Source organism: Pseudomonas leptonychotis (assembly GCF_004920405.1).
GTDB lineage: Bacteria > Pseudomonadota > Gammaproteobacteria > Pseudomonadales > Pseudomonadaceae > Aquipseudomonas > Aquipseudomonas leptonychotis.
In genome coordinates, this window is the sequence record NZ_RFLV01000004.1 from 120,661 (window position 1) to 142,767 (window position 22,107).

At 60.7% G+C, this 22,107-nt stretch carries 23 protein-coding genes; 15 read left to right on the forward strand and 8 right to left on the reverse strand.

Translation table 11 applies throughout. The features are described 5' to 3' along the window. The first annotated feature begins 6 nt into the window (after positions 1–6). From D8779_RS17295 to D8779_RS17305, 3 genes are all read left to right on the forward strand, one after another. On the forward strand, positions 7–2,067 hold the full coding sequence (locus tag D8779_RS17295; RefSeq protein ID WP_136665715.1) for a pyridoxamine 5'-phosphate oxidase family protein: 2,061 nt from the start codon (positions 7–9) through the stop codon (positions 2,065–2,067). 14 nt (positions 2,068–2,081) lie between these two features. Then, positions 2,082–2,321, forward strand: a complete 240-nt coding sequence (locus D8779_RS17300) for a hypothetical protein (protein WP_136665716.1) — start codon at positions 2,082–2,084, stop codon at positions 2,319–2,321. 97 nt (positions 2,322–2,418) lie between these two features. Beyond that, a complete protein-coding gene (locus tag D8779_RS17305) occupies positions 2,419–2,895 on the forward strand; it encodes a nuclear transport factor 2 family protein (RefSeq protein WP_136665717.1) in 477 nt (158 codons plus the stop codon). A 60-nt stretch (positions 2,896–2,955) separates the two neighbouring features. Here the strand turns inward: D8779_RS17305 and D8779_RS17310 are convergent, their stop codons facing one another. Next, positions 2,956–4,665 (reverse strand): amidase, encoded by a 1,710-nt coding sequence (locus D8779_RS17310; RefSeq protein WP_136665718.1) that lies wholly within the window; start codon positions 4,663–4,665, stop codon positions 2,956–2,958. A gap of 89 nt (positions 4,666–4,754) precedes the next feature. After that, positions 4,755–5,459 (reverse strand): glutathione S-transferase N-terminal domain-containing protein, encoded by a 705-nt coding sequence (locus D8779_RS17315; RefSeq protein WP_136665719.1) that lies wholly within the window; start codon positions 5,457–5,459, stop codon positions 4,755–4,757. 134 nt (positions 5,460–5,593) lie between these two features. Between D8779_RS17315 and D8779_RS17320 the strand changes: the two genes are divergently transcribed. The 4 genes from D8779_RS17320 to D8779_RS17335 all read left to right on the forward strand — a co-directional run bounded on the left by D8779_RS17320 (position 5,594) and on the right by D8779_RS17335 (position 10,501). Next, positions 5,594–6,031 carry an HIT family protein gene (locus D8779_RS17320; RefSeq protein ID WP_136665720.1) on the forward strand — a complete coding sequence of 146 codons (438 nt, stop codon included), beginning with the start codon at positions 5,594–5,596 and terminating at the stop codon, positions 6,029–6,031. A 105-nt stretch (positions 6,032–6,136) separates the two neighbouring features. Beyond that, complete coding sequence (locus D8779_RS17325) at positions 6,137–6,562, forward strand: 3-isopropylmalate dehydratase (protein WP_136665721.1); 426 nt, start codon at positions 6,137–6,139, stop codon at positions 6,560–6,562. Between the two features lie 187 nt (positions 6,563–6,749). Then, positions 6,750–8,081 (forward strand): FAD-dependent oxidoreductase, encoded by a 1,332-nt coding sequence (locus tag D8779_RS17330; protein WP_136665722.1) that lies wholly within the window; start codon positions 6,750–6,752, stop codon positions 8,079–8,081. Positions 8,082–8,158: 77 nt separating this feature from the next. Further along, positions 8,159–10,501 carry a M48 family metallopeptidase gene (locus D8779_RS17335; protein WP_136665723.1) on the forward strand — a complete coding sequence of 781 codons (2,343 nt, stop codon included), beginning with the start codon at positions 8,159–8,161 and terminating at the stop codon, positions 10,499–10,501. A gap of 25 nt (positions 10,502–10,526) precedes the next feature. Here the strand turns inward: D8779_RS17335 and D8779_RS17340 are convergent, their stop codons facing one another. From D8779_RS17340 to D8779_RS17350, 3 genes are all read right to left on the reverse strand, one after another. Further along, on the reverse strand, positions 10,527–11,255 hold the full coding sequence (locus D8779_RS17340; protein ID WP_240789756.1) for a substrate-binding periplasmic protein: 729 nt from the start codon (positions 11,253–11,255) through the stop codon (positions 10,527–10,529). A gap of 29 nt (positions 11,256–11,284) precedes the next feature. Continuing rightward, positions 11,285–11,896: a LysE family translocator gene (locus D8779_RS17345; protein WP_136665725.1), complete on the reverse strand. Its 612-nt coding sequence runs from the start codon at positions 11,894–11,896 to the stop codon at positions 11,285–11,287. A 148-nt stretch (positions 11,897–12,044) separates the two neighbouring features. Next, complete coding sequence (locus tag D8779_RS17350; RefSeq protein WP_136665726.1) at positions 12,045–13,118, reverse strand: alpha/beta hydrolase family protein; 1,074 nt, start codon at positions 13,116–13,118, stop codon at positions 12,045–12,047. 361 nt (positions 13,119–13,479) lie between these two features. Here D8779_RS17350 and D8779_RS17355 point away from each other — a divergent pair, with 361 nt between their 5' ends. The 3 genes from D8779_RS17355 to D8779_RS17365 are packed head-to-tail and all read left to right on the forward strand — an operon-like array spanning position 13,480 to position 15,439. After that, entirely contained in the window at positions 13,480–14,601 is a 1,122-nt protein-coding gene (locus tag D8779_RS17355) for a beta-ketoacyl-ACP synthase III (RefSeq protein WP_136665869.1), read from the forward strand. Next, on the forward strand, positions 14,601–15,212 hold the full coding sequence (locus tag D8779_RS17360) for an RNA polymerase sigma factor (RefSeq protein WP_136665727.1): 612 nt from the start codon (positions 14,601–14,603) through the stop codon (positions 15,210–15,212). The genes D8779_RS17355 and D8779_RS17360 overlap by 1 nt, the downstream gene beginning before the upstream one ends. Next, on the forward strand, positions 15,206–15,439 hold the full coding sequence (locus tag D8779_RS17365; protein WP_136665728.1) for an anti-sigma factor family protein: 234 nt from the start codon (positions 15,206–15,208) through the stop codon (positions 15,437–15,439). The genes D8779_RS17360 and D8779_RS17365 overlap by 7 nt, the downstream gene beginning before the upstream one ends. A gap of 21 nt (positions 15,440–15,460) precedes the next feature. Here D8779_RS17365 and D8779_RS17370 read toward each other — a convergent pair whose 3' ends face one another. Continuing rightward, complete coding sequence (locus D8779_RS17370) at positions 15,461–15,994, reverse strand: hypothetical protein (protein WP_136665729.1); 534 nt, start codon at positions 15,992–15,994, stop codon at positions 15,461–15,463. Between the two features lie 123 nt (positions 15,995–16,117). Between D8779_RS17370 and pgm the strand changes: the two genes are divergently transcribed. The 3 genes from pgm (at position 16,118) to D8779_RS17385 (ending at position 18,530) form a co-directional block, all read left to right on the forward strand. Beyond that, positions 16,118–17,776 (forward strand): phosphoglucomutase (alpha-D-glucose-1,6-bisphosphate-dependent), encoded by a 1,659-nt coding sequence (gene pgm, locus D8779_RS17375; RefSeq protein WP_136665730.1) that lies wholly within the window; start codon positions 16,118–16,120, stop codon positions 17,774–17,776. A 122-nt stretch (positions 17,777–17,898) separates the two neighbouring features. Then, positions 17,899–18,057 (forward strand): DUF3309 family protein, encoded by a 159-nt coding sequence (locus tag D8779_RS17380; RefSeq protein WP_136665731.1) that lies wholly within the window; start codon positions 17,899–17,901, stop codon positions 18,055–18,057. 113 nt (positions 18,058–18,170) lie between these two features. Next, positions 18,171–18,530 carry a winged helix-turn-helix domain-containing protein gene (locus D8779_RS17385; protein ID WP_136665732.1) on the forward strand — a complete coding sequence of 120 codons (360 nt, stop codon included), beginning with the start codon at positions 18,171–18,173 and terminating at the stop codon, positions 18,528–18,530. A 5-nt stretch (positions 18,531–18,535) separates the two neighbouring features. Here D8779_RS17385 and gluQRS read toward each other — a convergent pair whose 3' ends face one another. Together gluQRS and dksA are read right to left on the reverse strand one after the other, a co-directional pair. Further along, positions 18,536–19,423 (reverse strand): tRNA glutamyl-Q(34) synthetase GluQRS, encoded by an 888-nt coding sequence (gluQRS, locus tag D8779_RS17390; protein ID WP_136665733.1) that lies wholly within the window; start codon positions 19,421–19,423, stop codon positions 18,536–18,538. Positions 19,424–19,486: 63 nt separating this feature from the next. Next, complete coding sequence (dksA, locus tag D8779_RS17395; RefSeq protein WP_136665734.1) at positions 19,487–19,930, reverse strand: RNA polymerase-binding protein DksA; 444 nt, start codon at positions 19,928–19,930, stop codon at positions 19,487–19,489. Positions 19,931–20,126: 196 nt separating this feature from the next. On the opposite strand from dksA, the gene D8779_RS17400 reads away from it, so the two are divergent. After that, a complete protein-coding gene (locus D8779_RS17400) occupies positions 20,127–21,308 on the forward strand; it encodes a pyridoxal phosphate-dependent aminotransferase (protein ID WP_136665735.1) in 1,182 nt (393 codons plus the stop codon). Beyond that, entirely contained in the window at positions 21,298–22,005 is a 708-nt protein-coding gene (sfsA, locus tag D8779_RS17405) for a DNA/RNA nuclease SfsA (RefSeq protein WP_136665736.1), read from the forward strand. The genes D8779_RS17400 and sfsA overlap by 11 nt, the downstream gene beginning before the upstream one ends. Positions 22,006–22,107: the final 102 nt, after the last annotated feature.

Sequence of the window (22,107 nt, forward strand, 5' to 3'; positions counted from 1 at the left end):
CGTTCCATGGACCATCTGCCCAAACACCGCCGCTCGCCCTGGCATGCAGGGGAGAAAACGCTTCAAGAAATCTATAGCGTTTCCGAACGTATGGAGGTGATTGGGCAGAAGGTCATCCGCGATCACATGCCCGACCAGCACCGCGAGTTCTATCAGCAATTACCGTTTATGCTGGTCGGCGCGGTCGATGCAGAGCAGCGGCCCTGGGCCACTCTGCTTGAGGGGCCAGAAGGCTTCGTGACCTCAGTCGATCCGCAGCAGTTGTTACTGGCTGTTCAACCCGACGCGCAGGACCCGGCCGCCAGCGGGCTGCAACCCGGCCACGCCATTGGCCTGCTCGGCATCGAGCTGCATACACGCCGGCGCAATCGCATCAACGGGGTGATCCAGCAGGTTTCTGCCGATGGCCTGGCCGTTGCGGTCGAGCACTCCTACGGCAACTGCCCCAAGTACATCCAGGCACGCACTTATACCCGCACATCGGAGCCACTGAAGAACCGCGCCGTGCGCGAGGATTTCACAGCACTGAATACCCGCACCACCGAGCTGATCCGTGCGGCCGACACCTTCTTTATCGCCAGCTACTTCGACCATGACGCGCACAGCCGCTCGGTGGATGTATCGCATCGCGGCGGTCGCGCCGGCTTTGTCAAAGTCGAAGGCAACCGGCTGACCATTCCCGACTACGCCGGCAACCTGTTCTTCAATACCTTGGGCAACCTGCAGGCCAATCCTGTCGCCGGCTTGCTGTTTGTCGATTTTGCCAGCGGCGACATGTTGCAACTCACCGGCCGCACCGAGCTGATTCTCGATAGCCCAATGATCCAAGCATGTGAAAGCGCCGAGCGCCTGTGGACCTTCGAGGTTGAACAGGTGGTATTGCGCCCGGCTGCGACATCGCTGCGCTGGGAATTTCACGATTACGCGCCGACCAGTCTGGCCACCGGCACTTGGGCAGACGCGGACGAGAAGCGGCGGCAAAGCGAGCAACGTCGGCAATGGCAACAGTGGCGCGTGATGCAGGTACAGCAGGAGAGTAAGGACATCCGCTCGTTCGTTATCCAGCCGCTGAATAAGGTTGCGGTTGCTTTTACCCCAGGGCAGCACGTGCCGGTACGCATAGTGCCAAGTGGCGCTGAGGCGCCGCTGATTCGTACCTACAGCGTTTCCAGCGCGCCGTCCGACGGGCATATCCGCATCAGCGTCAAGGCTCAGGGCCCGGCCTCGCATCACCTGCATAACCATGTGCAGGTGGGGGATGTGCTGGAGGCTCGCCCACCCATGGGCAGCTTCACCCTGATCGAGGAAACCGAGCGCCCCGTGGTGTTGATCGCTGCCGGGGTTGGCATCACGCCCTTGCTCTCGATGCTCCGGGAGCTGGCCGCGCAAAACCATCAGCTCAAGCGGCAACGCCATGTGCATCTGTTCCACAGTGCAAGAAGCCTGGAGGACTTGCCTTTCCAGGCCGAACTCAAGGCGCTGCAGCAACGTAATGCCGAGCACCTGCATATCCATCGTGCATTAAGCAGCCCAGGCACTGAATCGGTTGCTAGCCGTGACTTTGAGATAAGCGGCCGTCTCGACTTTGCCCAGGTTAAAGCGCGGCTGCCGCTGGATGACTACGACTTTTACCTGTGCGGCCCAGCCGGTTTTTTGCAGGCCATGTACGACGGGCTGCGGGCGCTGAACATTGTTGATGAGCGCATCCACGCCGAGGCATTCGGCCCCTCGACACTGCAACGCCTGACGGTCGAACCGCTTGCCGCAGCGGTCCAGTTACCCGCTGCCAGCGCACCGGTGCCGGTCTATTTCGCCTCGTCGGCGAAGGAGGCGCGCTGGGCGCCGGGCAGTGGCAGCCTGCTGGAACTGGCCGAAAGCCGTGGTCTGAACCCCGACTTCAGCTGCCGTGGCGGCTCTTGCGGCACCTGCAAAGCGCGCCTGGTCAGCGGCAACGTGCACTACCCCAATCCTCCGGCACAACTGCCGGAGAGTGGCAACGTGCTGATCTGCTGCGCCATACCGGCGCAGCAGGACGGCGTTATCCAACCCCTGGTACTTGATCTCTAGCGAGGTGCCGCGACATGAACAGAGAACAATTCACCCGCTCGAAAAGTGACGCATTTGCAGCCTGGAGCCCCGAAGCCACAAGTGACGGCTACCAATCGTCCACACCGTCACAGCTGCACGAATCGCTTGGGGAATGGGAGGCAAATTATCTGCTTCCACAATTGCTACTCGGTGCTGAGTACCCGGCGCGCACCACGGAACTCTTGGTGCCTGGCTGGTGGCATCGCCTTTTGAGCGGCTGGCGGGCGCTATAAATGAGCGTCCACCTGCTCAATCGAAAGGCGCTGACACTCTGCAACAGCGGGGCGGTTTTCCTTCACGACAATTCTTCATCAAATAGGAGCAACCACCATGTCCACTGCTGAAATTCGCCAACCGGTTCCACCCTTTACCCAGGAGTCAGCGCTGTTAAAAGTCCGCCTCGCCGAAGATGGCTGGAACAGCCGCGATGCGGCCAAAGTGGCCTTGGCCTATACCCCGGATACCCAATGGCGCAACCGCGCGGAGTTCGTCACCAGCCGTGCCGAGGCGCAGGCGTTTTTAGAACGTAAATGGCACAAGGAACTGGAGTATCGGTTGATCAAGGAGCTGTGGGCGTTTACCGATAACCGCATCTCCGTGCGTTATGCCTACGAATGGCACGACGACTCGGGAAACTGGTTCCGTTCCTACGGCAATGAGAACTGGGAGTTCGTCGAGAACGGGCTGATGGCGCATCGATTTGCCTGCATCAATGACTTGCCCATTCAGGAGTCCGAGCGCAAATTCCGCTGGCCATTGGGGCGTCGCCCGGATGACCATCCGGGGCTGTCGCAGTTGGGGTTGTAACGGCAAGTGACCTGCACGACTAAACGGGATTGACGCCTGGCGCACCAATCCCGTTTTGCGTTAGCCCCGCGGGAGCGGCGGCGTGCGTGGCGGCACCAGGCGCTTCGAGCCGGTGGATTCAAACGCGGCGGCAAAGCGCAGCAGCGCCGAGTCGTCGTAGGCGCGGCCGGCGAAGGTCAGGCCTACTGGCATGCCGATATCGGCCATCACGCCCATCGGTACGGTGACGGTGGGCACGCCGAGGTGGCGGATGGCGAGGTTGCCGTTGGCCACCCACACACCGTTGCTCCAGGCGATGTCTGCGGACTGCGGGTTTACATCGGCATCTGCCGGGCCAACGTCGGCGACGGTGGGGAACAGCACGGCATCGAGGCCGAGGTTATCCATCCAGTCTTCCAGGTCCAGCTTGCGGGTGTGTTCCAGGCCACGCAGGCCGTCGGGCAAGGTTTCAATTTCGTCCCAGTTCTTCAGGCCGCGCTTGGCCATGTTGACGTATTCATCCATGCCGGCGGCCAGGTCGCCTTCGCGGTTGGGCAAGGTGCCAGGATCGTGGGGGAAAATCTGCGGGCCGTCGACGTCGGCCAGGCGGTTGAGTTTGGGGTCGCCGTTGGCCTGGAGGAAGTCGTCGAAGGCCCAGCCGCTGAGCTCCCACAGCTCGTCATGGAGAAACTCCGGGGTGACGATGCCGCGGTTGTACACGGTCGGCGCTCCGGGGCGGTCGCCTTCGCAATTGGACACCAGTGGGAAATCGACTTCGATGACTTCGGCACCGGCTGCTTGCAGCGCCTTGCGCGCTTGTTCCCAGAGGGCGATCACCGTGGCGCGGGTGTGAATGCGTTGGCCGGTTGGGCCGCCGATGCCTGGTGCTTCACTGCTGCCCGCGTGTTCATCCTTGTTGATAAACATGCGCGGTACGCCGAAGCGTTTGCCGGCCAGTGCTGCGGCGCTGGCGGCGAGATCGGCATAAGAAACTGGGCGTACCAAGGACGCCGCGGGAATTGGCACCCAGGGCTGCAGGCGCCACAAGTCGCCGCGTGTATCGGCATCATCCGCGACTATGACATCCAGCACGGCGAGCAGGTCGGCCATGGTGCGGGCATAGGGCACGACGACGTCCATGGTCGGCGTCAGCGGCCAGTTGCCGCGCACCGAGATCACCCCACGCGACGGTGTGTAGGCGCACAGGCCGTTGTTCGAGGCCGGGCCGCGCCCGCTGGACCAGGTTTCCTCGGCCAGGCCAAAGGCGGCAAAGCTGGCCGCTGTGGCGGTGCCGGCGCCGTTGGACGAACCTGAAGCGAAGGGTGCGGTGAGGTAATTGGCGTTATACGGGCTTTCTGCCCGCCCATAGACGCCGCGCTGCATGCCGCCGTTGGCCATGGGCGGCATATTGGTTTTGCCCAGGCAGATGGCCCCGGCGCCGCGCAGGCGTTCGATGGTGAAGGCGTCGCGATGGGCGACGAGGTTTTTGAACGCCGGGCTGCCGGACGCGGCGGTAAGCCCCTTGACCAGATAGCTGTCCTTGGCGGTGTAGGGAATGCCATCCAGCGGGCCTAGGGTCTCGCCACGGGCGCGACGTGCATCGGAGGCTTCGGCCTCCTTGAGTGCATCGGGGTTGCGTACCACCAGCGCGTTGAGCTGAGTCGGTGTGTCGGAACCGTTATAGGCGTCGATACGGGCGAGGTAGGCCTGCACCAGTTCGACCGCCGTGGTCTGGCCGGCTTCGAGCGCGGCGCGCAGTTCGGCAATGGAAACCTCAGTTACCTCGATCATGCTGTCACCGCTGGCTGTTGAAGATGGCTGTTCATATTGGTTCTCGTAGCGTTGTTGTATACGCGTGGAATGGCTTGCTGGTGTCTATTTTAGCCGCGTGCCGGCGTGGCCAGGCCTTTGATCACAGCAGGGCGAGCGACAAAAGCCTGCAGTGCACGCTGCACATTGCTAAAGCGTTCAAACTCCACCAGCTCGGCGGCTTCGTAGAAGCCGATCAGGTTTCTCACCCAGGGGAACACGGCGATGTCGGCGATGCTGTAGTGCTCGCCCATGATCCAGTCGCGGCCTTGCAGGCGCTGGTCGAGTACGCCGAGCAAGCGCTGGGATTCGGCCACGTAACGGTCGCGTGGACGTTTATCCGGGTAGTCCTTGCCGGCGAATTTGTGGAAAAAACCAAGCTGGCCGAACATCGGGCCGATGCCGCCCATCTGCCACATCAACCACTGGATGGTTTCGTAGCGGGTGGCGGCATCCTGGGCCAATAGCTGGCCGGTCTTTTCCGCCAGGTAGAGCAGAATCGCCCCGGACTCGAACAGTGCCAGCGGCTGACCGTCTGGACCGTTGGGGTCGAGGATGGCCGGGATCTTGTTGTTGGGGTTGAGCGAGAGAAACTCATCGCTGAGTTGGTCGTTGCTGTCGAAGCTGACCAGGTGCGGCTCATAGGCCAGGCCGATTTCTTCAAGCATGATCGACGCCTTGACGCCGTTGGGCGTGGGCAGCGAATACAGCTGCAGGCGCTCGGGGTGCTGGGCGGGCCATTTGTGCGTGATCGGGTAGGCGGCAAGGGCTGACATGGGCGCTCCGGATAAGCTGGCGAAAGGCGCAGGATAGCGGTGATTGATCATTTGGTCAGGTCGCAGATTTTTCCCCGCGCGCATAAATCGGTATGGTTGGGGCCATCTCAACCCCCGCGCACTGGAGAACCCCGATGAGCCTGCACGGCGAATACGACAGCCAGAATATCTTTGCCCAGATCATCCGTGGCGAAGCCCCTTGCTACAAGCTCTACGAGGATGAGGATGTGCTGGCCTTCCTCGATGTATTTCCACAGTCTTTGGGCCACACGCTGGTGATCCCCAAACGTTCGGCAGCGCGCAATATTCTGGACGTCGATGCCGACAGCCTGAGCAAGGTGATGGCCGTAGTGCAGAAACTCACGGGCGTGATCATCGACGAGCTTGAGCCTGCCGGGGTGCAGGTGGCGCAGTTCAATGGCGCGCCGGCCGGGCAGACGGTGTTTCATATTCATGTGCATATCGTGCCGCGCTACGCCGGCGAGGCGCTCAGCGTGCACGCTGGCGGCAAGGCTGAGCCCGAGCAACTGACGGCGCTACAGGCGCGTCTGCTTAAGCGCATAGCTGACTGATTTGAAGGCAGGCGTATCTGTACTTGAGGCCAACTGCGGCTGGGTCGATACTCAAGCCGTTTGTGGCATCCCCTTTGTTTTCCCCTGCGCCCATGGAGGGCTCCCATGCGATTGATTTGTGCCGTTTTACCGCTCCTGCTGTTGGCCGGCTGTTCGTCCTGGAAACCCGCTGCGGAGGACATCAAACCAGTGCCCGCTGATCGTTTGCTCGGCTACCAAGAGCCGTTGGCGCAAGGCGGGCAGTTGCAGGTCAACCGCGATGTTGGCGGTATGGGCGGTGGCTGTTATGTGGCTGTATTGGTTGACCGCAAAGTGGCCGCGCGCATTGGCGTGAGTGAGCAGGTGCAGTTTCAGGTGCCCGTCGGCACGCGGGTGTTGAGCATTGGTATTGATGAGATGGACGACACCCTATGCGGCATGGGCCGCCTGCGCCGTGAGTTGGCGGTGAAGGTTGAGCCGGGTTCGCAGCAGCAATTTCGCATCGTCAGCGATAACCGCAAAGGCTTCGACATTCTGCCGGTTACGCCGTAACACGCGGGTGCACCGGCATCTGCCTCTCAGGTGTCGGCGTACCAGTAGCCTCTTTCCTCGATTCGTCCCACCTCTCTTTTTTGTGGATGTGCACTCGCGCGCATACCCGCTGCAATCTGCTGCCATATCGCCTGCATGGGCATAGGGTAAGGGTAGAATCCGCCCGATTAATTAGTGGAGATGGATTGTGAAGGGATTGCCGATTGCCATTGTCGGGGCCGGTACGGCGGGGTTGGCTACGGCGTTGTTCCTCGCTCGCCAAGGTTTTCGCGTGCGGTTGCTGGAGCGGGTGCCCGCGTTGCAGCCGGTAGGTGCCGGGGTGTTGTTGCAACCTTCGGGGCTGGCGGTGTTGCAGCAACTGGGACTGTTTGCCGAGTGCAGCGGCCTGGGTGCTGCGGTTAGCCGCTTGTACGGCACTTCATGCAATGGCCGGGTGATTCTCGATACCCGTTACGCGCATTGGCAACCCGACAGTTTCGGTATGGGTATTCACCGCAGCGTATTGCTCACGGCTTTGCTCACTGCTGCGCGGCAAGCTGGGGTGCAGGTTGAAACCGGCGTGCATATCAGCCGTTTCAGCCAACACGGCAGCCATGTGCAGCTGTATCACCAAGACGAGCAGGGCGTGGAGCAGCCATTTGGCGAGTTCGCCGCGCTGGTATTGGCCGATGGCGTGCGTTCGGCTTTGCGCGGGCAGATGCAGGTCAAGCAGTGGCTGCAGCTTTACCCCTGGGGTGCGCTGTGGAGCATTGTGCCGACCCCGGCTTCGTCTGCAAATGCACCCGATTCGACGGATCTTCGCCAGTGGTACCGGGACTGCGCGCAGATGTTCGGCATCATGCCCACCGGGCGTACTCACCTAAACCGTGAGCAGGCGCTGAGCAGCCTGTTCTGGAGCCTGCCGGTGGCGCAGTTTGGCGCCTGGCGTGAAGCCGGCTTGGCTGCCTGGAAAGCCCAGGTGCTGCAGCTGGCCGGCAGCGCTGCCGAACCCTTTGTTGAACTGATCGAACACCCCGAGCAACTCAGCCAGGCGGTGTATGCCGATGTACGCATGCAGCGCTGGCACGATAACCGGGTGATCGCCATTGGCGATTGTGCCCACGCCATGAGCCCGCAGTTGGGGCAGGGCGCCAATATGGCGCTGGTGGATGCGGCGGCTTTATCCGCTGCGGTTGCCACACAAAGAACGCCAACTGATTGCGACTGGCAGGCGGTGTTCGCCGCATATGCCAGCAGCCGGCGTGACCACTTGCGCTACTACCGCCAGGCCTGCCGCCTGCTTACCCCTCTGTTCCAGTCCCACAGCCGCAGCCTGGCCTGGCTGCGCGACAGCGTTCTGCTGCTGGCGCGGCACAATCCACTGGGGCGAGCGCATGCGGTCAGCACTTTGGTGGGGGGGCGCAGTGGTTGGCTGCTGGCCGGCGGCTCAAGGCCCTTGCACGTTTGGGATGGCCAGCAGGTGAAAGGGCTTGATAAGGTCGCAACCGTGTCAGAGGCAGGCCCGCTACCGGTCACTTGAGCTACCCATTACATGCTGCGAGCGCCGCACTCTTTGTTAAGCTGCCCGCCAATTTCAAACTGTTGCGAGGGATCGCCGTGTCGTTCCGTGTTGTGCTGAGTGGCCGGGCATTGCCCGGGTATACGCCTGAGCAGATTGCTCAGCATCTACAGACGCAGCTGAAATTCTCCGAGGCTCAGGTGCAAGCTTTGTTGCCGCCGGCTCGCCGGGTGGTCAAAAGTGGTTTGGACCAGCCGGGCGCCCAGCGCTGGTGCAGTCGGCTGCAACAGGCCGGCCTGGCCGTCTCGGTCGAGGAAGTTGCCGCGCCTGCGGCGGTCGACCCTCTGACGGTTTTGCAGGAGCTGGCTCAAAAGGGGCTAAAGCGCGCGCGTCCCAGCCCGGCGTATGCCTTGCAGCTGTTTCTGGTCACGCTCTGCTGCCTGCTGGTGCCGACGCTTTATGCGGGCTTGGTGATCGGCCTAGGTGTGGGTTTGGCCTGGTACCTGATGCATATCCACGAGTACCTCGGCGGCTTACGCAATATTTGGCTGCTGCTCTGCATCTACGGTGTGCCGGCTATCAGTGGCGGCATTCTGCTGCTGTTTATGGCGCGACCGTTTTTTTTGCCCAATCGGCGGGGTGATGAACCGCTGGAGCTGGATCTGGCTTGCGAGCCGCGTCTGCAGTTGGTGATCAGCCAGTTATGTCAGGCAATCGGCCTGCGCCCGCCGGTGGCGGTGCAGCTGTCCAATGAGGTGAATGCCAGCGTGCATTTCGAGAACGGCTGGAGTGGGTTTTTCTCGGGTCGCAAGGTGTTGACCATCGGTATGCCGCTGGTGGCCGGCATGAGCGTGCAGCAGTTTGTCGGCGTACTGGGCCATGAGTTTGGTCACTTTGCTCAGCGTCTGGGCATGCGCTGTAACTTCCTGGTCAACTCGGTCAATGCTTGGTTGGATGTGCGCAGTTACGACCGTGATCCTTGGGATGATCGGCTGCAGGAGTGGCTGGAGGATGATCCTTGGTGGATTCTGCAGCTGGCAGTCTGGGTGGCGCAGCAAGGTATCGAGCTGTCGCGATTGTTAATGCGTGGCTGTTTCTGGTTGAGCTTTCGCTTGTCCCGCTCGCTGTCGCGGCAGATGGAGTTTGACGCTGACCGCTACGAGAGTTTGCTGGCCGGGAGTGCGGCGTTTCGTGGCAGTGCCTTGCAGCTGCGTTCGCTGTCCTGGGCCTGGCGTGAGGTGGATCAGCAAAATTCTCGTACCTGGCGCGAGCGACGTTTGCTGCGCGATATGCCGCAGGCCACAGCCGAGAAGACCTCCAGCATGAGCCAGGCCACTCTGCAGCAAATGGAGCAAAGCCTCGACGAGGGCAGTACCCGCTACTGGCACACGCATCCTGCCGATCTGGCGCGTATCCAGCACAGTGAAGCTCTGCAGGCGCCCGGCTATTTGCATGACGCCCGCCCAGCGGCAGTTCTGTTCGAGCACTTCTCCCAGCATTGTCAGAGTGTCACCGAGGCTTACTACGCCGAGCTGGGCCTGGAGTATGACGAGCAGCAGCTACAGGACAGCCAGCAGATCTTCCAGATCAGCGCCCAGCGTGAAGAGGCGCTGGATCAGCTCTGGGAGTGGACGGGCCGGCAATGGCGCAGTCTGCCCTGGCTGGCACTGCATCAGCCCGTTCAGGCGGCCCATGCCACGCTGGGTTGGCAGGCTGTGATTGACGAGTTGCGGCGTCTGTCTCCGGAAATTACTCAGGCCTGGACTCAGGCTGAAACCCAGGAAGACCAGCGCGTGGCGCTGGCCTGGTGTGGCGAGTTGCAGCGCAATGGGGTGAATTCGCGGCTCAGTGATAACGAGGCGTTTGATGCCAGCAAGCACCTGCCGTTGTATCAGCAGATTGACGGCGGTAAGACCCCGGCGCAGCTGCAACTATTACAGGCTGCATCGCTGTACCGGCGGCGCCTGGAGCTGAGTCTGGCTGGGGCGTCGACCGCTTTGCGTGACACTGCCCGATTGGCGCTGCAGCTAAGCAAGCTATATGTCGATTACGCGCGTCTGCTGGAGGCCCGTGAGCTGGCAGAGCGCTTTCTAGATTGGCATCAGCAGACTCCCGACAGCCTGACTGAGCGTTTGAGCCAGGATGCCTTGTCGCGCTATCAGGATCTGGCCCTACGTTTGCTCAAAGCGGCGGATCAGATTCCACAGACCCTGCTCGATGGCACCACGCTGGGCGGATATCTACGCCTGCGCTGCCCACGGCTGAATGCTCAGGCCGGTGAACCGGTCGAGTTCCTGCGCAACAGCGCCACGCTGATTGATAGCCTGGCTTATGCGCACCGTCGGGCCATGGCTGACCTGGCCAGCTATTCCTTGCAGCGTGAGCAAGAACGGGGTCTGCGCGGCATTCGGCTGGTGCTCAAGGTTGCGCAAGCGGTTTGAGTATTGATCCCTCGACGTTGTCGCCTTAGCGGTAACGAGCCAGCATTTGGTCAAATTCGCCAGCCTGTTTCATCTGCATCATGGCGCGCAGTAGCGCCATGGTCGGCACATCCGGGGCGTCGCGGATAATACAGGCGACGGGGTCGGCGGCTACCTCGCTGATGATGTGCAGTTTCTGTCCAGGCGCTTGGTGGCGGTTGAACCACTGCAGTGAGAGTTCGTTACTGATGGCGTAACGGTAGCGTTGGGCGCTGAGTTTGAGCAGCACTTGATCCTGGGTGCGGGCGTCTTCACGCTGGATCTGCCCGCTGGCAAACAGCGGGTCCAGGCGTGGATAGGTGAAGCCAAGCACGGTGCCCAGGCGCTGATTCAGCAGCTGTTCGGGCTCCAGTTTTTCGGGATTAACGCCTACCAGTACATCGTGCTGGGTCATAAAAGGCAGGCTCCAGATATAGCGATGGTGGCCGCTGTTGACCCAGTTCGGGCTGACGTAGCAGCGCACATCGATGTAGCCGCTATCCAGCGCGTGATGTACTCGTCGGCGTGGCATGACCACCAACTCGGCGGTGCGCCCAACCTTGGCGGCCATGCGCTGTTGCAGGTCGACCAGAATACCTTCCACTGCCTTGCCGTTCTCGATGCGCACTATGGGCATGGCCCAGCTGTCGTTGATCGAGAAGCGCAGTGCCCGTTCGCTGGCGGGTGACGCACAGCTCAGGGCAAGCAATAGCAGGGCAGGTAACAGTTTGGGCACCAGGGCAGATCCTTTGCGGTGTAGGCGGTTCAGCGGGTCATCGGCAGGGCTGCGCCCATCAACGCAAACAGGCCGCCACAGCAGCGGTTGAAGCCTTTACCGCTGCGCTGTAACCAGGGCCGAACGCGATGGGCCATACGTGCCAGCAGGTATTCGACGCTGCCTTCGACCACGGCAAAGGTCAGCGCCATGATCGCGAATTGCAGCCAGAGGTCACCGCGCGGGTCGAGAAACTGCGGCAGAAACGCGCCGAAAAACAGGATCACCTTGGGGTTGGAGAGCGCCGAGAGTAAACCCTGGCGAAACAATTTTAGGCTGCTGCGGGCGTCGGCTTTCTCGGCCATGGCCAGATGCAGCGGTGGCGCGCGCCAGAGTTGAATGCCTAGCCAGATTAGGTAAGCGCCACCGAGCCATTTGAGGATGGTCAGGGCCTGCGCCGAGGCTTGCAGCAAGGTGCCGATGCCCAGCATCGACAAGGCCATCAGTAGGGTAAAGCCGAGTACTCCGCCGCTGACGGTAAACAGGGTTTTGCGATGGCCGTACAAGGCACCATGGCTGAGCGCGAGCAGGCCATTGGGCCCTGGGGTCAACGCCAGGCCAAATACTGCCGTAAGAAAGATCAGCCAGGTATGCAGGGCCATAATGCAGGATTCCAGAAGCAGGAGAGTGCAGGGCTGTGCCTGCGTGCCTCTGTTTTTTCATGCGCTGACTGGATAGTCAAGTGGCGCGCTGAACCGCGCCGGCTAGCGAGAGTGAGGAGGTCCTGCCGACAAGGCAGGACCTGCGCTATCAGCGATTAGCTTCCTTGAAGTTATCGTCGGACGGTTCCTTGGTGTAGGCGCCCTGGTCGTGCACCAGTTTCTTGGTGCCATTCATCAGGGTGGTGATGCGGCTGTCGCTGGTTTTCGCCGAGGCAGCCTGATTGCTGGTGCCGGTAATCAGGGGCGGGTTACTGCTGAACGACCACAGGTAGTGCCAAACGGCGGCATTGTGTTTCTCGACCTGCTGGGCCGAATTGAAGTACCACGGCTTGAGTTCGCTGAAAGCTGTCATGTTCATCAGGCCCGTGTTGCTGTCACCCACAAAAACGGTGCTGGTCACGGACGAGGTGCGGTAGGCCTCAAAGGTTACGCCTTTGGTCTTTAGCTCGCTGACGTAGTTACGCGAGACCTCACCCACCCACTTGTTGCCCAAATAGCTTTTGGCGTAGTTGGAGTAGAACGGGTCGAGCAGGGCCACGCGCTTGGGCAGCAGCTTGCTGTTTAGGGTGCCGGCGGTTACCGCATCGCTGATTTTTTTGGTCAGAAGGATAGCCAGTTGGTTACCCAGGGAGTGACCGGCGATACGAATATTGCTACCGGTATAGCCGGCCAAGTTATCTTTATAGCTGTTGAAAAACAGGTCGCCGACTGACTGGCTAGGACCGTTGCTGTAAACGCCGCTGCTGTTGCGCCAGCGCATGGCACGTGGACCTGCGGCAGTCCAAATCTTGGCTTCGGCGTCTTTCACCTCACCTTCATCGGCAAATTGGTTCCAGTACATCACGCCAACGTTGTAACCCGCCGCGAGCCAGGCGTTCGCCAAGTCAAGGTCCGGGCCGCCAGCATCTTTGCGGTTGAAGGTTTCGCGGTTTTTAGCCAGCGATGAGCCATTTTGCCAGCCGTGGATATAAATCAGCGTCGGTTTGCTGGCCACGTAATAGGCATTGGTCTGGCCCGGAATTGCCTTTTGCCAGCTGTCGCCATAACCAAACCAGTACAGGCCATGGTCGAGGTTCTGGAAGGTGCTGTCGGGGAACACGCCGACCGCCGCCTGGGTCAGCGAGGCAAAACTCAGCACCAGCAATAAAAGCAGCTTGCGCATGACGGAAACCTTTTTTGTTATTAGAGGAGCGGCGAGAATCTAGGATTGTCCGACAGTCGGCTATCGCCCGGATGGGTGATGCCGTTTTAGAGCGCACGGCACGCAAGTGTTGCGCTGTGCTGGATGTGTCTTGGCGCGTGTTGTGCGCATCTTTGCCTCAATAGCCGTCAGCTTGTTGCTTGTGGCCTGACGTGCTGAGCGGGCGAAGCGCCTCTGGCTGTGGCAAACTCTGCGGCTAATTGCAGGTCGTTTCAGCGCGGCAAATGAGCTGAGCCTGCCCGCCCGGATTTTTGCCCAGGGCCCGCCCTGGACATATTGAATTAATGACCGCTGCCTGCGGCGAAGAACAAGAGGAATGACTGTGCATAACGTCGTGATCAGCGGTACCGGCCTCTATACCCCGGCAAACAGTATTTCCAACGATGAGTTGGTCGAGTCATTCAACGCCTATGTGCAGCAATTCAATGCCGACAACGCGGCCGCCATCGCCAGTGGTGAAGTCGAAGCGCTGAGTGAGTCGAGCAGCGGTTTTATCGAAAAGGCGTCTGGCATCAAGAGCCGTTTTGTCATGGACAAGGCCGGTATTCTTGATCCGCAGCGCATGACCCCAAGCATCCCCGAGCGCAGTAATGACGACTGGGGCATCCTCTGTGAAATGGCTGTGGGTGCCGCTAAGGACGCCCTCGCGCGCGCCGGTAAGACAGCTGCCGATATTGATGGCGTAATCGTCGCCTGTTCCAATCTGCAGCGCGGCTATCCGGCCGTGGCGATTGAGGTGCAGGCCGCGCTGGGCATTCAGGGTTTTGGCTACGACATGAACGTGGCGTGTTCTTCCGCCACCTTTGGTATTCAAGCGGCGGCCAATAGCGTTCAGCTGGGCCAGGCCCGTGCGATCCTGATGGTTAACCCGGAAATTTGCACCGGCCACCTCAATTTTCGCGACCGCGACAGCCATTTCATCTTCGGCGATGCGGCCACAGCCGTGATCATTGAGCGTGCCGACCAGGCCACTTCGAACTACCAGTTCGATATCGTCGGCACCAAGCTGATCACGCAGTTCAGCAATAACATCCGCAACAACTTCGGCTTCCTCAACCGCTGTGCGGAAGAAGGCGTCGGCGCCCGTGACAAGTTATTCGTGCAGGAAGGCCGCAAAGTCTTCAAGGACGTCTGCCCGATGGTTGCCGAGCTGATTGCTGCGCACCTGGCAGAAAACCAGCTCAACGTCGGTGATGTGAAGCGTTTCTGGCTGCACCAGGCCAACCTCAATATGAACCTGCTGATCGCGCGCAAGCTGCTCGGCCGCGATGCCGAGCCAGGTGAAGCACCGGTGATTCTCGATACCTACGCCAACACCAGTTCGGCCGGCTCCGTCATCGCCCTGCACAAGCATCAGGAAGACCTGCCAAGCGGTGCTCTCGGTGTGCTCAGCTCGTTCGGTGCGGGTTACTCCATCGGTAGCGTGATCCTGCGTAAGCATTAATGGACTACCCAGCTGATCAGATATTGCTTGCCCGTCTACGCGTGAGCGAGCAGAAGGCCTACCGTGAGTTGGTTGCCACCTATCAGGGGGCGATGCGCGCGGTGGCGTTTGCGATTGTCGGCAGCCGTAATGCCGATGAGGTGGTGCAGGACGCCTGGTTAGCTGTGGTGCGCAACTTGGACGGTTTTCAGGGGCGCTCCAGCCTGAAAACCTGGCTGCTGACGATCACCGCCAATACCGCAAAAACTCGCCTCAAGGGCAACCGTCGTGAAGTGCTGCTCGACGATATTCCGTCTCCCCACGGTACTGTCGGCGATGAGCGTTTCCATGGTGATGGCCATTGGCTGCTGGCGCCGCATGCCTGGCATCACGATTCTCCGGAGGCGCTGCTGACCGAAGAGGAATTGCGCGAGTGCTTGGAGCGTACCTTGGCCAGTCTGTCCGAATTGCAGGGCAGCGTTTTACACCTGCGCGAACGTGAAGGGCTGGAGTTGGACGAGATCTGTAATCTTTTACAGGTTTCTCTCTCCAATGTTCGCGTGCTGCTGCACCGCGCGCGTCTCAAGGTATTTGCCACCTTGGAGCATTTTGAGGAGACCGGCCAATGTTGAGCTGCAAGGAGCTGGTGGCTCACTCCAGTGAGTACATCGATGGCCAGATGAAGTTGCGGCGACGCTTGTCGGTACGCATGCATTTGGCCATGTGTGTCAATTGCCGACGCTTTATCAAACAGCTGCGCCTGAGTCAGGCGGTGCTGCGTCGGTTGCCGCGCGGGCAAAGTGCGGAATTGGATGAGCTGGCTGCGAAACTCGCCGAGGTACACCGCCAGCAGCACTGAGCCCTCGCGCTGGCCCCGTGATTATTCCTCGTTTTGTGCCGCTTTCAAGGCTTCATAGGCCGGCGCGGCGTAGATACCGACTTCCACTGCCAGCGCCATCACCCGAGGCAGGTCGCTGCTGTACACCAGCACGGCTTGCAGTTCGTCATCCAGCGGTTCACTGAAGTTCAGCAGCACATAGCCCTGGGTTTCCGGCGAGAGGCTTGCGAGCTGTACCTGGATGCGATTAAGCGCTTTCAGCGGCTCGACCTTGGCCAGCTGCTTGGCTTTGAGCACAAAGCTCACCTCTGGTCCGAATGATTCGACCACCTGCTGAAACAGCGCATCATAACTATCAGCTTGGAACAGCACGGTTTCCGGCAGGCTGCCGATCACCATCCACTCACCCAGTGGAATCGGGAAGCTGTCGTCGAAATTGATATCCGGGTTGGCAGCGAGAAATGCCTGCGGGTCGGAGTAGGCCTGGGCGGCCTCTTCGGCGATGCGCGCGACTTCTTCCGCCAGCATGCAGCCCGAGCTTATTTTACTGATCAATTCTTCGAGCTGGGCTTTCATTCTGGCGTTCCTGTGGCAAAAAAGGGCTGGCTAGGATAGCCGCAATCCTACGGCAAAGCGCTGCGTTTGCTGCACGCTGCCTGTTAAGCTGGACGCTTTCTCGCTAATAACCGGGAGTTTTTTGTGAGTTCGCGTATCCATGCTTTGGCCGGTCAGCCAGCACCGGCTGCCATGTTGACCGACATTTCGTGCTTATTAGCCGCCTATTTTGATCTGCACCCCGACGTCGCTGTTGCCAGCCAGCGTGTGGCTTTTGGCACGTCCGGGCACCGCGGCAGCTCTTTGACGTGCAGCTTCAATCAGGCCCATGTGTTGGCGATCAGCCAGGCCATCTGTGATTACCGCGCTGCGCAGGGCATCAACGGCCCGCTGTTTATCGGCGCTGATACTCACGCGCTGTCGCAGCCGGCGCTGGAAAGCGCGATTGAAGTGCTGGCGGCCAATGGCGTGCAGACGATGATTTCTGCTGGTGGTGAGTTCACCCCGACGCCGGCGATCAGCCAGGCCATCTTGGTGCACAACCAGGGCCGCAGTTCGGGGCTTGCCGATGGCATCGTGATTACTCCCTCGCACAACCCGCCGGACAGCGGCGGCTTCAAATACAACCCGACCAATGGCGGCCCGGCGGACAGCGACATCACCACCTGGGTGCAAAACCGCGCCAATACTCTGCTCGAAGGCGGCTTGCGTGAGGTCAAGCGCATGCCCCTGGCGCAGGCGCGGCAGGCGGCCAATGTGCAGGAATACGATTACCTCAGCGCGTACGTGAACGATCTGGGCAATGTTATCGATTTCGCCCCAATTCGTGCTGCAGGCCTGCGCCTGGGTGTTGATCCATTGGGTGGAGCCGGTGTGCATTACTGGGGGCGGATTGCCGAGCTGTACGGCATAAATCTGGACGTCGTCAGTCAGACTATTGATCCACAGTTTGCCTTTATGAGTTTGGATTGGGATGGGCAGATCCGTATGGACCCATCTTCCAGCCATGCCATGCAGCGCTTAATCGGCCTTAAGAGCGGTTATGACGTCGCCTTTGCTTGCGACACCGACTACGACCGGCACGGCATCGTCGCGCCCAGCGTGGGTCTGTTGCCGGCCAACCACTTTCTCAGTGTGGCCATCGATTACCTGTTTCAGCATCGCCCGCAGTGGAGCGCCAGCGCGGCGGTGGGCAAAACGCTGGTCAGCAGCGCGATGATCGACCGCATCGCTACACGTCTGGGCCGGCCGTTGCAGGAAGTACCCGTAGGCTTCAAGTGGTTCGCCGGTGGCTTGTTTGATGGCTCGCTGGGCTTTGGCGGCGAAGAAAGTGCCGGGGCGACCTTTTTGCGCCGTGATGGCCGGGTCTGGACCACGGACAAAGACGGTATAGCCCTCGCGCTATTGGCCGCAGAAATGACCGCTGTTAGCGGGCGCGACCCTGGTGAGCTGTATCAAGGCCTGAGTGATGAGTTCGGCGCTATTTACGCCGATCGCGTCGATGCGCCGGCCAGCACTGCGCAGAAAAAAGCCCTGGGCAAACTCACGCCAGCGCAGATCAGTCGCGATGAACTGGCGGGTGACGCGATTACCCAGGTGCTCGACAAGGCGCCGGGTAATGGCGCGGCGATCGGTGGGATCAAGGTGATCAGTGAGGGCGGCTGGTTCGCGGCGCGGCCGTCAGGCACCGAAGATATCTACAAGATCTACGCTGAAAGCTTCCGCGATGAAGCGCATTTGCAGCGCATCTTTAGTGAGGCGCAGCAGCTTGTTGATAGCGCATTGGCGGTGGAGAAGGGTTGATCCGTTTTGTTCAATAGCGCACAGACAGCGGTTCCTGCGGCATACAGGATGATGGAGCGTTCGGGTGCCATCTCGGCACCTGCTGTTGCGGCGCGCTGCAGTGACTCATCAAGGAGAACGTCATGAGCCTGGGTACCATTCTATTGATTGTGCTGATTTTGTTGCTGGTCGGCGCCATACCTGCCTGGCCGCACAGCAGAAGCTGGGGTTACGGCCCTACGGGCGGTTTGGGCGTAGTGGTGATTGTGCTGATAGTGCTGTTGTTGATGGGGCGTATCTGACCCCTGCCGGCCAATCCATCGTGCTAAGCCCGCTGCACTGCAGGCTTAGCAGCGCTTTCGCCTGAGCCAATCAGGCGTTAGTCTGCCCAGCGAATCCTCGCTGCGGCCACCTTATGTATCGTCTCGATCTGAAACTTCGCCTACATAACGGCGCAGACATTGCCATGGGCCCAGGTAAGGCTGAGCTGTTGGCGGCGATTGCTCAGCATGGCTCGATCAGCGCGGCGGCTCGCGCCTTGGGTATGTCCTATCGGCGGGCCTGGCTGTTGGTAGAAACCATGAATCGCAGTTTCAAGCAGCCGCTGGTCAGCACCTTGGCCGGTGGCAAACACGGCGGCGGTACCCAGTTGACCGAAACCGGTGAGCAAGTACTACGGCGCTACCGCGCCCTGTGTGCGCAGGCCGAGGCGGCGGTGCAGGATGGTTGTGCTGAGCTGGCGGAGTTATTGGCTGAAGGGGTTGCCAAGGATTAGTAGTGCTAGAGCAGCTGCGCTTCGGCCAGCGTCAGGCTGCGCGCAATGCGCGATGCATCCCAATGCTGGCTGGCCCAGTGCAGGAGTTCGCTCGGCGTGCCGTAATCGGCGCCCTCCGGCAATGATTGGCCAAGCGCTCGCAGGGCGCGCATCAGCAGCACAGTCGCCTGGTCGGCTGGCAGCGGTGGCGAACGGTAGGATTTGCCGAGCTTGTGGCCGTCTGGCTGGGTAATCAGGGGAACATGTAAGTAGCGCGGCTGCGGCAAACCGAGCAGTTCCTGCAAATACAGCTGGCGCGGGGTGGAGTCGAGCAGATCAGCCCCGCGTACTACATCCGTCACGCCCTGCCACGCATCATCAAGCACCACCGCCAGTTGGTAGGCATACAGGCCATCGCGGCGGCGAATCACAAAGTCACCGCCTTCGCGGCCAAGGTGCTGACGGTAATCGCCCTGCACGCGGTCGACAAAGTGGTAGTTCAGCTCCGGTACGCGCAAACGAATCGCGGCATCGGCAAAACCATGGCCGGCATTGCGGCAGGTGCCGGGGTAGATGCCTTGGCTGCCGGCCAGTTGTTTGCGCGAACAGGTGCAGGCATAGGCCAGGCCCTGGCTGAGCAGGCGTTCGACTAGCGCGGCATATTCGCCATGACGCGTGCTTTGCCGCACCAGCTCGCCATCCCACTCCAAACCGTAGCACTCTAGGGTCCTGAGAATCGCGGCTTGAGCGCCGGCAACTTCTCGCGGCGGGTCGAGGTCTTCCATGCGCAGCAGCCAGCGGCCGTTTACCGCGCGCGCGTCAAGGTACGACGCAAGGGCGGCGACCAGTGAGCCAAAGTGCAGATAACCGCTGGGGGTGGGGGCGAAGCGCCCGATGTAGGCAGGTGTGTTCATGTTCTATTGCGCACACGCAGAGACAGAAACAACAAGGGGTGCCGAAGCACCCCTTGAGTCAGATCAGGAACCGACCTGTTTTTCTTTGATTTCCGCCAGCGTCTTGCAATCGATGCAAAGGGTGGCGGTGGGGCGGGCTTCCAGTCGGCGGATGCCGATTTCGACGCCGCACGAATCGCACCAGCCGTAATCATTGTCTTCGATCAGCTGCATGGTCTGGTCGATCTTCTTGATCAGCTTACGCTCACGATCACGGGCACGCAGTTCCAGGCTGAATTCTTCTTCCTGGCTGGCACGGTCCGCTGGATCGGGGAAGTTGGCTGCTTCGTCCTGCATATGGTGCACAGTACGATCAACTTCCTGCATCAATTCCAGCTTCCATTTGTTGAGGATGCCGGTGAAGTGGGCGCGCATTGGTGCGCCCATGTACTCTTCGCCCTTTGTTTCTTTATAGGGCTCGAAACCGCGAGTCAGTTGGCTGCTTTTTGCTTTTGCTTTGGTGGGCATGGATGACCGCCTCTCACTCTTCTAATCCACTGCGCAGGACGGTGTCCCTTGCCGATCCTACGTCGAGTAGAACTGGCCCTGCGGCTGTAAAGCGGGCGAACTTACCAGAACAACTCACAACGCGCCACTCCCGGTTGTCGAAGCTGCGCTGGGTATGCTTTAGAATCGGCGGCTTATCTCCCTGGCAGGCAGTCCGATGGTCCCGTCTTACAGTGCACGCAGCCGCGCCATAGAACCCTTTCACGTAATGGCGCTGTTGGCCCGTGCCAATCAGTTACAGGCCGATGGCAATGATGTAATTCATTTGGAAATCGGTGAGCCAGACTTCACCACGGCCGCGCCGATCGTCGCGGCCGGGCAAGCGGCCTTGGCCAATGGTCATACCCGTTACACCGCCGCGCGCGGTTTGCCGGCGCTGCGTGAAGCGATTGCGGGCTTCTATGCCGAACGTTATCGCCTGAATATCGACCCGCAACGCATTCTGATTACCCCCGGTGGTTCGGGGGCCTTGCTGTTGGCCACCAGCCTGCTGGTAGACCCCGGCAAACACTGGCTGCTGGCCGACCCCGGTTACCCTTGCAATCGGCACTTTCTGCGCCTGGTAGAAGGGGCTGCGCAACTGGTGCCGGTAGGTCCTGAGGTGCGTTATCAGCTGACAGCTGATCTGGTTGAACGGTATTGGGATAAAGACAGTGTCGGTGCACTGGTGGCATCCCCCGCCAACCCGACCGGTACCTTGCTCAGTCGTGATGAGCTGGGCGGCCTGTCACAGGCGCTAAAAGCGCGCGGCGGGCATTTGGTGGTGGATGAGATCTACCACGGCCTGACTTACGGCGTAGACGCAGCCAGCGTGTTGGAAGTGGATGACGACGCCTTTGTGCTCAACAGCTTCTCCAAATACTTCGGCATGACCGGTTGGCGTCTCGGTTGGCTGGTGGCGCCGCCGGCTGCCTTTGCGGAACTGGAGAAACTGGCGCAGAACCTCTATATCAGCGCGCCGAGCATGGCCCAGTACGCCGCGCTGGCCTGCTTTGAGCCAGATACCCTGGAGATTCTTGAGCAGCGTCGCCATGCGTTTCAACAGCGTCGCGATTTCCTCCTGCCGGCCTTGCGTGAGCTGGGTTTCAAGATCGCCGTGGAGCCGGAAGGGGCCTTCTACCTATATGCCGACATCAGCGCCTTTGGCGGCGATGCCTTCGCCTTCTGTCAGCACTTTCTGGAAACCGAGCACGTGGCCTTTACCCCAGGTCTGGATTTCGGCCGCTATCTGGCCACTCAGCATGTGCGTTTTTCCTACACCCAGGACCTGCCGCGGTTGCAGCAAGCGGTCGAGCGGATTGCTCGTGGTCTGAAAACGTGGCGGCCCCATGCGCTTTGACCCGCCTTTGGAGCAGGGCCGTCTGCTGCGCCGCTACAAGCGCTTTCTCGCTGATATCGAGACGGCCAGTGGCGAGCTGTTGACCATTCACTGTGCCAACACCGGCTCGATGCTCAACTGCATGAGTGAGGGTGCAGCGATCTGGTTTAGTCGCAGCAACGACCCCAAGCGCAAGTTGCCGGGCACCTGGGAGATTGGCGAGACGCCGCATGGTCGCCTTGCCGTAATCAACACCGGGCGCGCCAATGCGTTGGTGGAGGAAGCCTTGCGTGGCGGGCTGATTGCCGAGTTGAACGGCTTCACCAACCTTAAGCGCGAAGTGCCGTATGGCCAGGAGCGCAGCCGTATCGATTTTCGCCTGGACTACTCCGAAGGCCCGGCGTTTGTTGAAGTTAAGAGCGTTACCTTGGGGTTCGCCGACAGTCGCGTCGCGGCCTTCCCGGATGCGCGCACCGAGCGCGGCAGCAAACACCTGCGCGAACTGGCGGCGTTGGCCCGTGACGGGGTGCGAGCGGTACAGCTGTACTGCGTGAACCTGAGCGATATTGATGCGGTGCGTCCGGCTGAGGAGATCGACCCAGCCTATGCCGCCGCGCTGCGTGAGGCGGTGAGTGCCGGTGTGGAAGTGTTGGCCTACGGCGCAGCGATCAGTGCGCAGGACGTGCGGCTGATCAAGCGTCTGGATGTGCTGCTGTAGGAGGGGCCGGGCGGCGTTCCGCTTTAGCCGCGAGCTTTTGCGGTTTCAAGCAATGCTTTTCCCGGGCACGGACTAGGCGTCCCCGCCGCTCCTACAGGGGCG

Excerpts from the sequence above, each read along its gene's own strand:
- D8779_RS17295 (WP_136665715.1), top strand. The coding sequence starts at position 7 with ATGGACCATCTGCCCAAACACCGCCGCTCGCCCTGGCATGCAGGGGAG.
- D8779_RS17300 (WP_136665716.1), top strand. The coding sequence starts at position 2,082 with ATGAACAGAGAACAATTCACCCGCTCGAAAAGTGACGCATTTGCAGCC.
- D8779_RS17305 (WP_136665717.1), top strand. The coding sequence starts at position 2,419 with ATGTCCACTGCTGAAATTCGCCAACCGGTTCCACCCTTTACCCAGGAG.
- D8779_RS17310 (WP_136665718.1), bottom strand. The coding sequence starts at position 4,665 with ATGATCGAGGTAACTGAGGTTTCCATTGCCGAACTGCGCGCCGCGCTC.
- D8779_RS17315 (WP_136665719.1), bottom strand. The coding sequence starts at position 5,459 with ATGTCAGCCCTTGCCGCCTACCCGATCACGCACAAATGGCCCGCCCAG.
- D8779_RS17320 (WP_136665720.1), top strand. The coding sequence starts at position 5,594 with ATGAGCCTGCACGGCGAATACGACAGCCAGAATATCTTTGCCCAGATC.
- D8779_RS17325 (WP_136665721.1), top strand. The coding sequence starts at position 6,137 with ATGCGATTGATTTGTGCCGTTTTACCGCTCCTGCTGTTGGCCGGCTGT.
- D8779_RS17345 (WP_136665725.1), bottom strand. The coding sequence starts at position 11,896 with ATGGCCCTGCATACCTGGCTGATCTTTCTTACGGCAGTATTTGGCCTG.
- D8779_RS17350 (WP_136665726.1), bottom strand. The coding sequence starts at position 13,118 with ATGCGCAAGCTGCTTTTATTGCTGGTGCTGAGTTTTGCCTCGCTGACC.
- D8779_RS17360 (WP_136665727.1), top strand. The coding sequence starts at position 14,601 with ATGGACTACCCAGCTGATCAGATATTGCTTGCCCGTCTACGCGTGAGC.
- D8779_RS17365 (WP_136665728.1), top strand. The coding sequence starts at position 15,206 with ATGTTGAGCTGCAAGGAGCTGGTGGCTCACTCCAGTGAGTACATCGAT.
- D8779_RS17370 (WP_136665729.1), bottom strand. The coding sequence starts at position 15,994 with ATGAAAGCCCAGCTCGAAGAATTGATCAGTAAAATAAGCTCGGGCTGC.
- D8779_RS17380 (WP_136665731.1), top strand. The coding sequence starts at position 17,899 with ATGAGCCTGGGTACCATTCTATTGATTGTGCTGATTTTGTTGCTGGTC.
- D8779_RS17385 (WP_136665732.1), top strand. The coding sequence starts at position 18,171 with ATGTATCGTCTCGATCTGAAACTTCGCCTACATAACGGCGCAGACATT.
- gluQRS (WP_136665733.1), bottom strand. The coding sequence starts at position 19,423 with ATGAACACACCTGCCTACATCGGGCGCTTCGCCCCCACCCCCAGCGGT.
- dksA (WP_136665734.1), bottom strand. The coding sequence starts at position 19,930 with ATGCCCACCAAAGCAAAAGCAAAAAGCAGCCAACTGACTCGCGGTTTC.
- D8779_RS17400 (WP_136665735.1), top strand. The coding sequence starts at position 20,127 with ATGGTCCCGTCTTACAGTGCACGCAGCCGCGCCATAGAACCCTTTCAC.
- sfsA (WP_136665736.1), top strand. The coding sequence starts at position 21,298 with ATGCGCTTTGACCCGCCTTTGGAGCAGGGCCGTCTGCTGCGCCGCTAC.